Source organism: Streptomyces sp. NPDC058371, assembly GCF_042723265.1.
GTDB lineage: Bacteria > Actinomycetota > Actinomycetes > Streptomycetales > Streptomycetaceae > Streptomyces.
Genome location: NZ_JBHXJC010000027.1, coordinates 25,294 through 38,855 on the forward strand (window position 1 = coordinate 25,294; position 13,562 = coordinate 38,855).

Annotated in this window: 11 protein-coding genes; 4 read left to right on the forward strand and 7 right to left on the reverse strand. The window is 71.9% G+C overall.

The features are described 5' to 3' along the window. The first annotated feature begins 171 nt into the window (after positions 1-171). Both ACFWM2_RS39970 and ACFWM2_RS39975 read left to right on the forward strand, forming a co-directional pair. Positions 172-1,773: an MDR family MFS transporter gene (locus tag ACFWM2_RS39970; protein WP_383291218.1), complete on the forward strand. Its 1,602-nt coding sequence runs from the start codon at positions 172-174 to the stop codon at positions 1,771-1,773. A 192-nt stretch (positions 1,774-1,965) separates the two neighbouring features. After that, positions 1,966-2,676, forward strand: a complete 711-nt coding sequence (locus ACFWM2_RS39975; RefSeq protein ID WP_383291220.1) for a hypothetical protein — start codon at positions 1,966-1,968, stop codon at positions 2,674-2,676. 45 nt (positions 2,677-2,721) lie between these two features. Here the strand turns inward: ACFWM2_RS39975 and cseC are convergent, their stop codons facing one another. The 5 genes from cseC to ACFWM2_RS40000 all read right to left on the reverse strand — a co-directional run bounded on the left by cseC (position 2,722) and on the right by ACFWM2_RS40000 (position 7,183). Next, positions 2,722-4,092 carry a two-component system sensor histidine kinase CseC gene (cseC, locus tag ACFWM2_RS39980; protein ID WP_383291222.1) on the reverse strand — a complete coding sequence of 457 codons (1,371 nt, stop codon included), beginning with the start codon at positions 4,090-4,092 and terminating at the stop codon, positions 2,722-2,724. 8 nt (positions 4,093-4,100) lie between these two features. Next, on the reverse strand, positions 4,101-4,808 hold the full coding sequence (gene cseB, locus ACFWM2_RS39985) for a two-component system response regulator CseB (protein ID WP_383291224.1): 708 nt from the start codon (positions 4,806-4,808) through the stop codon (positions 4,101-4,103). Positions 4,809-4,823: 15 nt separating this feature from the next. Beyond that, positions 4,824-5,474, reverse strand: a complete 651-nt coding sequence (locus ACFWM2_RS39990; protein ID WP_383291226.1) for a hypothetical protein — start codon at positions 5,472-5,474, stop codon at positions 4,824-4,826. Continuing rightward, complete coding sequence (locus ACFWM2_RS39995; protein WP_383291228.1) at positions 5,462-6,013, reverse strand: SigE family RNA polymerase sigma factor; 552 nt, start codon at positions 6,011-6,013, stop codon at positions 5,462-5,464. The genes ACFWM2_RS39990 and ACFWM2_RS39995 overlap by 13 nt, the downstream gene beginning before the upstream one ends. Before the next feature lie 249 nt (positions 6,014-6,262). After that, positions 6,263-7,183 (reverse strand): A/G-specific adenine glycosylase, encoded by a 921-nt coding sequence (locus tag ACFWM2_RS40000; protein WP_383291230.1) that lies wholly within the window; start codon positions 7,181-7,183, stop codon positions 6,263-6,265. Between the two features lie 378 nt (positions 7,184-7,561). On the opposite strand from ACFWM2_RS40000, the gene ACFWM2_RS40005 reads away from it, so the two are divergent. Further along, on the forward strand, positions 7,562-8,383 hold the full coding sequence (locus ACFWM2_RS40005; protein WP_383291232.1) for a hypothetical protein: 822 nt from the start codon (positions 7,562-7,564) through the stop codon (positions 8,381-8,383). A 426-nt stretch (positions 8,384-8,809) separates the two neighbouring features. On the opposite strand, the gene disA is transcribed toward ACFWM2_RS40005, so the two are convergent. Beyond that, entirely contained in the window at positions 8,810-9,934 is a 1,125-nt protein-coding gene (gene disA, locus ACFWM2_RS40010) for a DNA integrity scanning diadenylate cyclase DisA (protein ID WP_383291234.1), read from the reverse strand. 68 nt (positions 9,935-10,002) lie between these two features. Further along, the gene (radA, locus tag ACFWM2_RS40015) at positions 10,003-11,412 is read right to left on the reverse strand and encodes a DNA repair protein RadA (protein WP_383291236.1); all 1,410 of its coding nucleotides are present in this window, start codon (positions 11,410-11,412) and stop codon (positions 10,003-10,005) included. 288 nt (positions 11,413-11,700) lie between these two features. On the opposite strand from radA, the gene ACFWM2_RS40020 reads away from it, so the two are divergent. Continuing rightward, on the forward strand, positions 11,701-13,548 hold the full coding sequence (locus tag ACFWM2_RS40020) for a hypothetical protein (RefSeq protein ID WP_383291238.1): 1,848 nt from the start codon (positions 11,701-11,703) through the stop codon (positions 13,546-13,548). The last annotated feature ends 14 nt before the right edge of the window (positions 13,549-13,562 follow it).

The window sequence follows — 13,562 nt, forward strand, 5'->3', positions numbered from 1 at the left end:
TCGCGCTCCCTGAAAACTTACTTGACGCCCGGCTAGTCAAGCCCAGCTAAACTTACTTGACGCCCGGCTAGTTAGCGGTCTACCTTCCCTGAGTGTAGTCAACTTGCCGGTCGGCAAGTAAGTAACCGGGTGGGGTCAGCCGACCGGGCTGTACCCAGGGGAGTGGGAACGATGGCGGACATCACCGAAACGGCGGTCACACCGCCCGGAAAACAGCCGGAACAGCAGGTCGAGGACGCGACCGGACAGCAACCGCGCAGTGTGCGCGTCGTCCTGGCCGCGCTGCTCGTCGCGATGATGCTCGCGATGCTCGACAACATGATCGTCGGTACGGCGATGCCCACGATCGTCGGCGAGCTGGGCGGCCTCGAACACCTGTCGTGGGTGGTCACCGCGTACACCCTCGCGACCGCCGCCTCCACCCCGATCTGGGGCAAGCTCGGCGACATGTACGGGCGCAAGGGCGTCTTCATGACGTCGATCGTGCTCTTCCTGATCGGGTCCGCACTCAGCGGCATGGCCCAGGACATGGGCCAGCTGATCGGCTTCCGCGCCATTCAGGGGCTCGGCGCCGGTGGTCTGATGGTCGGCGTCATGGCGATCATCGGTGACCTGATTCCCCCGCGGGAGCGCGGCAAGTACCAGGGCATGATCGCCGGCGTGATGGCGCTCGCCATGATCGCCGGACCGCTCGTCGGCGGCACCATCACCGACCACTGGGGCTGGCGCTGGTCCTTCTACATCAACCTGCCGCTCGGTGTCGTCGCGCTGATCGCCATCAGTGCCGTCCTGCACCTGCCGAAGAAGCGGGTGGAGGGGCGCATCGACTATCTGGGCGCCGGGTTGCTGACCGTCGGCATCACCTCCATCGTGCTCGTCACCACCTGGGGCGGCAGCGAGTACGCCTGGGGCTCGGCCCGCATCATGGAGCTCATCGGCATCGGTGTCGCCGCGCTCGTCGGCTTCCTGTTCGTACAGACCAGGGCCGCCGCGCCGATCGTGCCGCTGCACATCTTCCGCAGCCTCAACTTCACGCTGATGTCGATCATCGGCTTCATCACCGGCTTCGTGATGTTCGGTGCCGTCCTCTTCCTGCCGCTGTACCAGCAGTCGGTGCAGGGCGCGTCCGCGACCAACTCCGGTCTGCTGCTCCTGCCGATGCTCGGCGCGATGCTCGTGGTCTCGATGGTCGCCGGGCGGGTCACCACCAACAGCGGCAAGTACAAGGTCTTCCCGGTCGTCGGCAGCATTCTGATGACGGTGGGGCTGTTCCTGCTCGCCCAGATGGACACCGACACGACCCGGCTGACGTCCGGGCTGTACATGGCCGTCCTCGGTGCGGGCATGGGCTGCCTGATGCAGATCACCATGCTGGTCGCGCAGAACAGCGTCGAGATGAAGGACATCGGCGTCGCGTCCTCGTCGACCACCCTGTTCCGTACGCTCGGCTCGTCCTTCGGTGTCGCGATCATGGGTGCCCTGTTCAACCACCGGGTGCAGGACGTCATGGCCGAGCGGGCGGGTGCGCTCGGATCCAAGATGACCGAGCAGTCCGCGCAGCTGGACGCGGCCAGTCTCGCCAAGCTGCCGACCGCGGCACGTGAGGCGTACCAGCACGCGGTCTCCGCCGGTACGCACTCGGCGTTCCAGCTCGGAGCCATCGTCGCCATCGTCGCGATGGTCGCCTCGGTGTTCGTGAAGGAGGTCCCGCTCAAGGGAGCGGGACCCGGGAAGCCGGCCGACGCCGTGGTCGGGGACGCCTCGGGGCTGTAGCCAGCGGTCGCAGAGGCCGTCTGACACCTCCTTCACCTCGGTCCGAAGGCCCCCGGCGCTGTCCGCCCCGGGGGCCTTCGCCTGTGCGCGGCCGGCCCTCGGGGCGCCGTGGATCAAGTGAGTACATGTACTCACCGGGCGCCGGGTCATCGCGCCCATCCGCCGCGCTCCCCGCTGCCATAGCGTCCCCGTATGCCTGAGGAGACCCCACCGACCGACACCCACATCACCCCGACCGCGTCCGAGCCCCGGCCCGAGTCCCCCGACGGCGCCCTCGGGGGCAACGGAGCCGGCTGCGCCGTGCTCGTCGCACTCGTCATGGCTGTCGTGCTCGGCCTGTTCGTCCCGCTGGTGTGGAACTCCTGGGGGGCGACGGACTTTCCCCGCGTCGCGCCCGAGGAGACGGCGGACCGCGTCTTCCAGCGCTCCCAGGAGGCGTACGGCGTCCTGGGATTCGGGCGTACCGTCGAGCCGGGTGCGGAGGACATCGGCGTCAGCCCGGAGAACACGTTCGCCTCGTCCCTCTGCTACGACGGGGGCCTGTTCGGGCTGGAGGACAAGACCGTCGACGGGGCCTACTCGATGAGCCACAGGTGGGCGCTGGACCACGTCCCCGCGAGCCGGGCCGTCTCCGGTCTGCGCCGGCTGCACCGGCACCTGGACGACGACGGCTGGGAGGTCACGTCCTACCGGGAGGGCGCACAGGGCACGGACTGGGACCTGTTCGTCCAGCGGGACGGCGGAGCCGAGCGCATGTCCTTCACCTGGTACGCGGACCGGGAGTACTTCACCGGCGGCGCCTCCGGGCCCTGCGCCTACGACCCGTCGTGGAAGACCGGCGACACCGCCCCGTCCGGAGACGACCAGAGGCCACCGCCCCTCGGCCCGCACAGCGGAATCTAGGCGGACCGGGGCTCGTGGCCCTCCCCGCCCGTCCTGCCCCAGCCGCTAGCTTCCCGACGCCGGCAGCATCGGATAGCTCCCCGTGTTCGTCGGCGCGTGTTCCGGCAGCCACAGGACTGCCACCGCGCCCTCGGCGGGTACGTCGTCGGGGGCGCCGGCCGGGCGGACATTGCGGAAGGTCAGCCGGGCACCGAGCACGCGGGCCTGGCCGGCCGCGATCGTGAGGCCCAGCCCGTGGCCGTGGCCCGCGCGGTCGGTGCTGCCCGTGCGGAAGCGGCTCGGGCCCTCGTGGAGCAGCTTCTCGGGGAAGCCGGGCCCGTGATCGCGTACGCGGATGACGCGGCCCTCGACGGACACCTCGATGGGCGGCTTGCCGTGCCGTGCCGCGTTGGCGAGCAGGTTGAACAGCACCCGCTCCAGCCGCCGGGGATCGGTGGTGACCTCCGACTCGTGCACCACGAGCACCTGGATGTCCGCGTCCTTCGCGGCCACCCGCCGGGACACGAACTCACCCAGCATGATGTCCTGCAGCTCGGCCCGCTCGGACGCCCCGTCGAGCCGGGCGACCTCCAGGACGTCCTCGACGAGGGTGCGCATGGCCTGCGCCCGGTCCCGTACGAGCTCCGTCGGGCGGCCGGGGGGCAGCAGCTCGGCGGCCGTCAGCAGACCGGTCACCGGGGTGCGCAGTTCGTGCGCGATGTCGGCGGTCACCCGGCGCTCGGCCTCGATGCGCTGCTGGAGTGCGTCCGCCATGGCGTCCACCGCCCGCGCGAGGTCGTCGGTCTCGTCCCGGACGACACCGCCGATGGCGTCCCGTACGCGGACGTCCGTGTCGCCCTTGGCGACCTGGTTCGCGGCGGACGCGGCCTTGCGCAGCCGGCGCGACAGCTGGCCGCCGATGAGCACACCGAGCGCGCAGCCGCCGAAGACGACCGCGATGGAGCCGATGAGCAGCGCCTGGTCGAGGTCCTTCATCACCGTCGCGCTGCGGTCCGTGAACGCCGAGTGCAGGGAGAGCACCCGGCCGTCCTTGAGCGGGACGGCGGCCCAGATGTCCGGCACGCCGTGCGGCCCGTCGGACACATAGGTGGCGCGCCGCCCCTGGGCGACCTTCACCAGCAGGTCCGGCGGGATGGCCGGGTCGTCGACCTTGACCCCGAAGGACTGGGTCCGCCCGGACTCGTAGATGCGCTGGGCGACCTGGATGCGCTCGTCCGCCAGGTCCCGCGCGTTGTCGAGCATCGACACCCGAGCCGCGTTGTGCACGACCAGGCTCAGCGCGAGCGCCACCAGGGCGCCGACCAGCGCGATCGCCGCGCTGAGCTTCCATCTGATGCCGGTGCGGATGCCCCCGCCGCGCACGCCTGCGCCCGCACCCGTGCCGCCCGGTACCAGGCGTCGAAATATCCCCCGCATACCCCTGCTCAGGCCTTCAACTTGTAGCCGAAACCACGGACCGTCTCGATCCGGTCCTGGCCGATCTTCGTACGCAGCCGCTGTACATGGACGTCGACGACCCGCGTGTCACCGCCCCAGCCGTAGTCCCACACGCGCTCCAGGAGCTTGTCGCGCGACAGCACCGTGCCGGGCGCGGACGAGAACTCCAGGAGCAGCCGCATCTCGGTGGGCGTGAGCCCCACCGGCCGACCGTCCCGGCGCACCTCCATGCCCTCGGTGTCGATCTCCAGATCACCGAAGGACAGCAGTCCGCCGTCGATCCCGGCCGAGTCGTCGGCGCCGGGGCTCGCGGGACCGCTCGCGTGCCCGAAGCGCCGCAGCACCGCACGGATGCGCGCGACGAGCACGGCCCCGTCGAAGGGCTTCGTCACGTAGTCGTCGGCGCCTGCCTCCAGGCCCAGCACGACGTCGATCGAGTCGGCACGCGCGGACAGCATGATCACCGGCACCGTGGACTCGTCGCGGATACGGCGGCACAGGCTGACCCCGTCGAGTCCGGGAACCATGACGTCCAGGAGCGCGATGTCGGGCCGGTCCGCACGGAACGCCTCCAGGCCGGACAGCCCGTCGGGCATGGCCGTCACCGCGAAGCCGTCCCGCTCCAGGGCGAGCTGCGTGGCCTCGCGGATGACGTCGTCGTCCTCGACGAACAGGACGTGGGTCTGCTCTGCCATCCGTGTGCTCTGCTCTCAGTTCGCGTCGGGGGAGGGGGAGTCGGCGCCGCCCACCACGTTGCTGTAGTCGTTGTGTATCCGGGACTCCACGGCGAAGTGGCTCGCGGACCAGTTGTAGGTGATCACTTCTTCGCTGGAGGGATACGACACCGGGTCGCCCTTGTCGTACAGCTGCTGGGTGATCACCAGGTCGCCCCGGTCGATCTCCGCGTAGACCGGCGGCTCCTCGGCCTTGAAGACATTCTGGTACTCACTGCCCTCGGCGCGATACACGTACGAACCGATCCCGACGGCATCGCCGCAGGTCATCACGTTCACCACGATGTCGTCGGCGGATCCCCCGGTCAGGTTCCCGTACGAGACGTCGACCGGGTACTCGTCGGCGACGCACGGCTTCAGATCGCGCTTGACCGACGCGCTGACCGCCGGGTCATCCTTGACGAGCTTGACCGCGTCCACCCGTTGGGCGGCCTTGGTCGGCGAGGCGGAGGGGGTCTTGGCGCCCGCGACCGTGTCGGAGCCGGCCGGGCCCTCGTCCCGGGCTCCGGTGCCGCCGGTGCCGCACGCCGAGACGAAAAGGCCGAGGGCGGCGAGCACGGCCACCGCCGTGATCACCGCCTTGAGGGCCCTGCCGGACCGGATGGCCGTAGTGCCTAGGCCGCGCAACGCTCCTGCTCCCTGTTCGCTTCGAGCCCGCGGGCACCGCGCTCCTCGAGGTCCCGCCTCTCCAGCTCCTCGCGGAGCCGGGCCAGCGCCCGGTGCAGCGTGCTCTTGACCGTACCGGCCGACATGCCGAGGGCGGCGGCCGTCTCCTCCGTGGACATCTGCTCCCAGTGTCGCAGCACGACGACACTGCGCTGCTTCGGAGCCAGCACCTTCATGATGTCCATCAGCAGCGCGCGGTCGGCGTGCTGCTCCGTCGCGTCGTCGACGCTCGCGTCCGGCAGCTGCTCGGTGGGCACCTCTTCGAGCTTGCGGGCCCGCCACCACTCGGTACGGGTGTTGATCATGACGCGGCGCAGATAGGCATCGGCCAGCCGCTTGTCCGCGATGCCGTCCCAGCGGCCGTACGTCCGGACGAGCGCGGTCTGCAGCAGGTCCTGGGCGTCGACCGGGTCGGGGACGAGCCGGCGGGCGCTGCGCAGCAGCGCGTCCTGCCGGGTGCGGACGTACTCCTCGAATTCGAGCACCTCGCCGTGCGCCATGATCAACCGCCTCCATCCCCGTTTCCGACCCGCCCGCTGCCGGTTGTCCGTTGCCTGCGTCCCGCTGTCCCTGCGGTACGGGAATGAAGCTACGGAGGCGTTGTCACGGGGTTGTCCGGGCCGGCCTGCGGCCAGCGCTCGGCTGTCCGTCGGTTGTGTAACGGATGTAGGCCAGGGGTAAGGGGAGGTGCCGACTTGTCGGAGTTACGGGCGATTTGGCCTGCGGGGAGGGTGGTCGGACCCTGTTACTCAGCTGAGAGGGAGCCGGTAGAGGCCGCCCGGCAGGGGTTCGACCAGACCGTCGGCGACGAGACCGTCCAGGGCGCGGGCGCGTTGCACCGGTTCGTCCCACACGCGGTCGAGCGCCGCCTGCGGAACCGCCGTGACGGCCTCCCGCAGCACGGCCAGCAGCCGGCCGCGGACCTGGCGGTCGGTGCCGGCATACGTCTGGCCGCGGCGCGGGGGGCCCTGGTGCTCCGGCTTCCCGGCCAGCTGCCAGGCGCACAGCGCGGAGATCGGGCACCGGTGGCACGACTCGTTCTTCGCCGTGCACACGAGCGCGCCGAGCTCCATGGAGGCGGCGGCCCAGCGCGACGCCGTGTTCTCGTCCGCCGGCAGCAGGGCGCGGGCCAGCTTGCGCTCGGCGGCCGTGGTGGCGTTCGGCGGGTACTGCACGCCGGTCACCGCCCGCGCGAAGACCCGCCGCACGTTCGTGTCGAGGACGGCGTGCCGCTGCCCGTACGCGAACGACGCCACGGCCGCCGCGGTGTACTCGCCGATTCCCGGCAGCGCGAGCAGCTGGGCATGCTCGGCCGGTACGTCGCCGCCGTGCCGTTCCGTTATGGCGACCGCGGCGCCGTGCAGCCGCAGGGCGCGCCGGGGGTAGCCGAGCCGGCCCCAGGCGCGGACGGCCTCGCCGGGCGCCTCCTTCGCCAGGTCGGCGGGGCGCGGCCAGCGGGCCAGCCACTGCTCGTACACCGGGAGCACGCGGCTCACCGGGGTCTGCTGCAGCATGAACTCGCTGACCATCACGCCCCAGGGGCCGGCGTCGGGACGCCGCCACGGCAGATCGCGGGCGTGGTCCTCGAACCAGGAGATGACCGGCTCGTGCAGGGGCTCGCCGGAGGCGTTGGACAGGGCGCTGGGGGTGGGGAGTGTGGGTGCAGTCATGACGGGGTCGATCCTGCCATGGGGGAGTGCTCTGATGCGGGCGGCGGCCGGGCGGGTCGGAAGACCTGACGATCGGGATGACGGCGCAGGCCGTCCGGCCGGTCTGTGTCCCTGGTGCGGCGAGGTGTTGACGCCGCGCGGGAGCGTCATGGGCGAAGCCGGTGATGCGGTGTCAGGGAGCGGACGTATGCAAGAAGCCCACGGTTACGGACAGTGCGCGAAGGGCCGTTCACCGTCACGCCCCGCGATCGCCGCGTCCCCGCCGTGGTGAAAGTCGGGGGTGAGGCGGGCCCGACCGGAATGATGATCCGGAAAACTTGAGAGCGGAGGCGGCGGGTGGGGCAGGGGAAGCCTCGGATCTCTCGTACAGTTTGCGCCGTGGGATCTATGCGCAATCCGGTCGGGCCGCTTCCCTCCTCCATCTACTGGCGACGGAGGGCTGTTCTGCTGTCCGTGGTCGGTCTGTTGGCGCTGCTCATCGTGTGGGTGGTCGGTTCCGGCGGCGGAGGCGGGAACAACAACGGGGACGGGTCCAACGGGAAGAATCCCGCGCCCTCGATCACTCCGGGACCGTCCAGCTCCGGGCCGGCGATCAGTCAACACCCGGGCGGGCGCGACGAGTCGAGCGGCGGGGAGTCCAGCGGCTCCGGGTCGGGGTCGGACGCGGGAGCCGGCGACGGGTCGGGGTCCGGCTCCGGCGGCTCAAGTGGCGTCGGCAGTGGGGCCGGTGGGGGTTCCGGCGACGTGTCGACGGGTGACGGCGGGGCGGCCGATCAGGTGCCCGCCGGGTCCAGCCTTCCCAACTGCACCACCGGCGCGGTCACGTTGACACTGCGCAGCGTCCACAACACCTACGCGCCCGGCAAGAAGCCGGCCTTCGAACTGACCGCCAAGAACACCTCCGGCAGCGACTGCAAGGTCGATCTCGGCCCGAAGAACACTGTTCTGACGATCACTCAGGCGGGCAGTGACAACGACATCTGGTCGTCGGACGACTGCCCCAAGGGCTCCGGCAGCGCGCTCTTCCGCATTCCGGCCAACGACCGGGTGACGTACAAGGTCGAGTGGGACCGCAAGGCGAGCGCCCCCGAGTGCGCCACCCCTCCGGCGGGCTCGGCGCCCGCCGGCACGTACCTGGTGGAGGCCAGGGCGGCGGGCCTGACCAAGGCCCAGACGTCGTTCGTACTGTCGAAGGACTGACACGCACGTCGGCGGCTGCCGCGGGGGCGGGCCGGGCGACGGCCGGCCGGAGTTCGTCGGCCGGGGTCGGGCTGGGTGTCGGGTCGTAGCTTGTCGGACGCTTGTCGGGCCGTAGCTTGCCGCCGGGGTGGGGCCGGGTCTCGGGCCGTAGCTTGCCGGTCAGGCGTCGGGCTGGAGTTCGTCGGCCGGGTGTCGGGCCCGAGTTCGCCGGCCGGTTGTTGGGCCGGAGTTCGTCGGCCGGGGTCGGGCAGTGGCTTGCCGGCCGGGTGTCGGGCCGAGTTCGTCGGCCGGCGGGTGTCGGGTGGGGGGTCCGTCGCGCTTCCCCTGGTCGGTCAGGAACCGTGGGGTTCGCCCCGGGCGCCCCGGACGGAGGGCCGCGGGGTCCGTCGCAGGCGGCGACCCCCGGGCCCTCAAGAACCGCCGCGGCTAGACGTACCGCTCCAGGATCGACGACTCCGCCAGCCGGGACAGGCCCTCGCGCACGCTGCGGGCGCGGGCCTCGCCGACGCCGTCGACCGTCTGCAGGTCGTCCACGCTCGCGGCGAGCAGCTTCTGCAGGCCGCCGAAGTGCTCCACCAGGCGGTCGATGATCGCGCCGGGCAGCCGGGGGACCTTGGCGAGGAGGCGGAAGCCGCGCGGGGAGACCGCCGAGTCCAGCGCCTCGGGGGAGCCGGTGTAGCCCAACGCCCTTGCCACGGTCGGGAGTTCCAGCAGTTCCGCGTGGGCGAGCGCGTTGAGCTCGAAGAGGGCCTCGTCGACCGTGCGGGAACGCTTGGCGGTCGGCTCGGGCACGTAGTCCCGTACGACGAGCTCACGCTCGGGCTCGACGCCGGCGATCAACTCATCGAGCTGGAGGGCGAGAAGGCGCCCGTCGGTGCCCAGCTCCACCACGTACTCGGCGATCTCGGTGGCGATGCGGCGCACCATCTCGAGGCGCTGGGCCACCGCGGACACGTCCCGGACGGTGACCAGGTCCTCGATCTCCAGGGCGGAGAGCGTGCCCGCGACCTCGTCGAGGCGGAGCTTGTAGCGCTCCAGGGTCGCGAGGGCCTGGTTGGCGCGGGAGAGGATCGCCGCGGAGTCCTCGAGGACGCGGCGCTGGCCGTCCACGTAGAGGGCGATGAGGCGCATCGACTGGGAGACCGAGACGATGGGGTAGCCGACCTGCTTGCTCACCCGGTCCGCGGTGCGGTGGCGGGTGCCGGTCTCCTCGGTGGGAATCGTCGGGTCGGGCACCAGCTGCACGCCGGCCCGCAGGATCTTGGTGATGTCCTTGTCGATCACGATGCCGCCGTCGAGCTTGCACAGCTCGCGCAGGCGGGTCGCAGTGAACTCGACATCCAGGACAAAACCGCCGGTACACATCGACTCGACTGTCTTGTCCCAGCCGAGCACGATGAGTCCGCCGGTGTTGCCGCGGAGAATTCTCTCGAGCCCGTCGCGCAGGGCCGTGCCAGGTGCCACGGCGCTCAGTGAGGCGCGCATCAGGCCATCGGCACCGGAGCTCCCACCGGATTTTCCGGGAGCTGCTGCCCGGTCGTTGGCTGCCACTGCACTCCTCCGGTCGCAGGTTTCTGGGCGCCCTCGGTTCGTACGGACGGGCGAGACCTGGGCAAAGTCTACCGGCGCTCTTCGTCCTTCCGTGGGGCCTCTCGACCACGCGAGCGCGGAAGGACGCGCAGGGCGTCGCTTATGTCGGCCACTTCGAGGACCTTCATACCGGCCGGGACCTTGCCGGGATCGCTCGGAACAAGGGCGTGGGTGAAGCCCAGCCGGTGGGCTTCGGCCAGCCGGCGCTGGACGCCCGTGACCCGTCTGACCTCGCCCGCGAGGCCCACTTCACCGATCGCGACGAGGTTCTTGGGGAGCGGGGTGTCGCTGGCCGCGGAGGCCAGCGCGAGGGCGATCGCGAGGTCCGCCGCGGGCTCGGAGAGCTTCACGCCGCCGACCGTCGCGGAGTAGATGTCCCGCTTTCCGAGGGCGCTGATCCGGCCGCGCTGCTCCAGGACGGCCAGCATCATCGAGACGCGGGAGGTCTCCAGACCGGATGTCGTACGGCGCGGGGAGGGGATCTGGGAGTCGACCGTGAGGGCCTGGACCTCGGCCACCAGCGGGCGGCGGCCCTCCAGCGTGACGGTCAGACAGGTGCCGGGGACCGGCTCGGCGCGGCGGGTGAGGAAGAGCCCGGAGGGATCGGCGAGGCCGGTGATGCCCTCGTCGTGCAGCTCGAAGCAGCCGACCTCGTCCGTCGTGCCGTACCGGTTCTTGACGCCTCGGACCAGGCGGAGGCGGGCGTGCCGGTCGCCCTCGAAGCTCAGGACGACGTCCACGAGGTGTTCGAGCAGTCGGGGGCCCGCGATCGCGCCGTCCTTGGTGACATGGCCGACCAGCAGGGTGGACATCCCGCGCTCCTTGGACACGCGGATCAGTGCGCCGGCCACCTCGCGGACCTGGGACATGCCACCGGGAGCGCCGTCGATCTCCGGGGACGCCACGGTCTGGACCGAGTCGAGGACGAGGAGGGACGGCTTGACCGCGTCCAAGTGGCCGAGGACGGCGGCCAGATCGGTCTCCGCGGCGAGATACAGGTGGTCGTCGATCGCCTTGATGCGGTCGGCGCGCAGGCGGACCTGGCTCGCCGACTCCTCGCCCGTCACATAGAGCGTGCGGTGCTCGTCACTGGCCGACTTCGCCGCCACGTCCAGCAGCAGGGTGGACTTGCCGACGCCGGGCTCGCCCGCGACGAGGACGACCGCGCCCGGCACCAGACCGCCGCCGAGGACTCGGTCCAGCTCGGGCACGCCCGTGCTGCGCGCGGTGGCCTGGCGGCCGTCGACCTGCCCGATGGGGACCGCGGACGTCGTGACGCGGCCCGGCGACGTCGTACGGACCGCGGGCACGCCGTACTCCTCGACCGTCCCCCATGCCTGGCACTCGGGGCAGCGGCCGAGCCACTTGGCCGTCTGCCAGCCGCATTCGGTGCAGCGGTAGGACGGACGGTCCTTCGCGGATTTCGTACGGGCAGCCATGCACGGAACCGTAGCCGAGGCCACTGACAGCGAACGCCGCTCTGGCCGGGGCCTCTTCGGCGGGGGCGCGGGTTCGCCCGCGGCACGGCCCATCGCGGGGCCCGGCACGGCCCTTCGCGGACGCTCGTCACGGGCCATGACGAGCGTTGGTCATCGCCGCCCGTGAAGGCATGGGCCACGGGATCGGCGGTTCGTGTCCCCTTATGAGGGATCGTTTCACCCGTACGGATTAAATGTACTCAAGGGGCAGGAAGGGGCTGCCGCTCGGCGCCTACGGTCGCACGGGTGATGAGCAGCAGTCCGGAGACCTCCACGCACACCACCGGCGCACACCGGGCGCGCGGAGACGCGCGCACGCGGGTGACAGCGCCCCGTGGCGCGTCGCCCCGCACCCTGGCCCAGCGCCCGCCCGCGCGCTACGAGCCCTATCTGGACGGCCTGTTCACCTACTGCCTGTCGGTGCTGTGCGATCACGACGCGGCGACCGCGGCGCTGGGCGACGCCCTCGCGCTGGCCGAGCGCCGGGGCGCACGCGCCCCGGAGGCCGCGGACGACCGAAGGGCCTGGCTGTACGCCCTCGCGCGCTGGTCCTGTCTGCGCAAGCTCACCGAGGCCCGACGCCGACGGCAGGCGACGCACGCCGCCGGTCGGCGCGCGGCCCAGAAGGACAGCGTCCCCGCGGGCGACGTCTCCAAGGGGGGCGCCCGCAGGGGAGGCGCCCACAAGGGGAACGGGACCGCGGGGGACGCGCACAAGGGCGCGGCCGACCGGCGCGCGGCCGAGGCGCTGAGCGCCTCTGCCTCCACCTCCGCATCTGCTTCCGCCTCCGACGAGGTCCAGCAGCAGCACCGCCGCGAACTCGCCCAGCTGGCCTGGCCGGAGGCCGCCGGCACCACCCCCGAGCAGCGCGAGGCGCTCGAACTCGCCGTACGCCACCAGCTCGCCGCCCACGAGGTCGCCGCCGTCCTGGGCATGGACCTGGCCTCGGCACGCGAGCTGCTCGCCTCCGGCGCCTGCGAGGTGGAACGGACCCGCGCCGCCCTCGCCGTCGTGGAGACCGGCGCCTGCCCGAGCGTCGCCCGCCTCACCGGCGACAACCAGCTGGTGCTCAGCACCGCCCTGCGCAGCGAACTCGTACGGCACGTCGACGACTGCCCGCGCTGCCGTCGTACGGCCGAGCGGGCGGTCCCCGGCGCCTGGCCCGGGACCAGCGTGACGCCCGCCGCGCTCCCCGTCCTGGAGGCCCCTCGCGCGGGCCTGCACGTCGCGATGACGCATCCCCCGCGCGCGCGGGCCGCCGCTCCGCGCTTCGACCGGCGCGGCTTCCCCATGGACCCCAAGGACCACGCCGCGCGCCGGGACCGGCTACGCGCGCGTGCCGTCACGACGACCGTGGTCGCCACCGTCGTCGCGGCGCCCGTCCTCGCGCTCTGGGCCGCCTATCGCGGCGCCCCTCTCACCGGGGAGGGCGCGGACGGCCGCCCGCTCACCGCGAGCGAGGCACACGACTCCGACGGCCTGGGCAGCGACGAGGCCGGCTACGAGAACGCGGGCAACGCCAGCACCAGGCCCGAGGGCCGCTTCTCCAAGGGCGACCGGTCGTCCGACGTCTCCGTGGAGGTCATCAGCGCGCGGACCGGCGGCAAGAAGGGTGCGGGCCGTCTCGCCGTCACGGCCGGCAACAGCGGTGACACGACCCTCATCACGCTGTCCGCGTCCGGGAGTTCACCGGTGCAGTGGTCCGCGTCCACCGGAGCCTCCTGGCTCTATCTGAGCCAGTCCTCGGGAACGCTCCGGCCGGGCGAGTCGTTGACGATCAAGGTCTACGTGGACCATCTGCGCGAGCCGGTCGGGGCCTGGAGCGCGCGGGTGGCGATCGCCCCGGCGGGCGCGATCGTCACGATCGACGGATACGGCAACGCGGGCCCGTCCGAGCCGCACCCGACGCCCAGCCACCCCACGCCCTCCGACCCGAGTCCGACACCGAGCGACCCGGGCCCGTCCGACCCCGATCCCACTCCCAGCGACCCGGGCACCCCGGATCCGAGCCCGACGCCCACCGGCTCGACGCCCTCGAACCCGGACGGCTCGTCACCGCCGCCGAGCGACAGCGGCGACCCGAGCCCGTCCGCGTAGCGGCCCGCCCGGGG

Bases quoted from the DNA above. Each gene is read 5' to 3' on its own strand.
- ACFWM2_RS40000 (WP_383291230.1), bottom strand. From the start codon at position 7,183: ATGACTGCACCCACACTCCCCACCCCCAGCGCCCTGTCCAACGCCTCC.
- cseC (WP_383291222.1), bottom strand. From the start codon at position 4,092: ATGCGGGGGATATTTCGACGCCTGGTACCGGGCGGCACGGGTGCGGGC.
- ACFWM2_RS39970 (WP_383291218.1), top strand. From the start codon at position 172: ATGGCGGACATCACCGAAACGGCGGTCACACCGCCCGGAAAACAGCCG.
- ACFWM2_RS39975 (WP_383291220.1), top strand. From the start codon at position 1,966: ATGCCTGAGGAGACCCCACCGACCGACACCCACATCACCCCGACCGCG.
- radA (WP_383291236.1), bottom strand. From the start codon at position 11,412: ATGGCTGCCCGTACGAAATCCGCGAAGGACCGTCCGTCCTACCGCTGC.
- ACFWM2_RS40020 (WP_383291238.1), top strand. From the start codon at position 11,701: ATGAGCAGCAGTCCGGAGACCTCCACGCACACCACCGGCGCACACCGG.
- ACFWM2_RS39995 (WP_383291228.1), bottom strand. From the start codon at position 6,013: ATGGCGCACGGCGAGGTGCTCGAATTCGAGGAGTACGTCCGCACCCGG.
- cseB (WP_383291224.1), bottom strand. From the start codon at position 4,808: ATGGCAGAGCAGACCCACGTCCTGTTCGTCGAGGACGACGACGTCATC.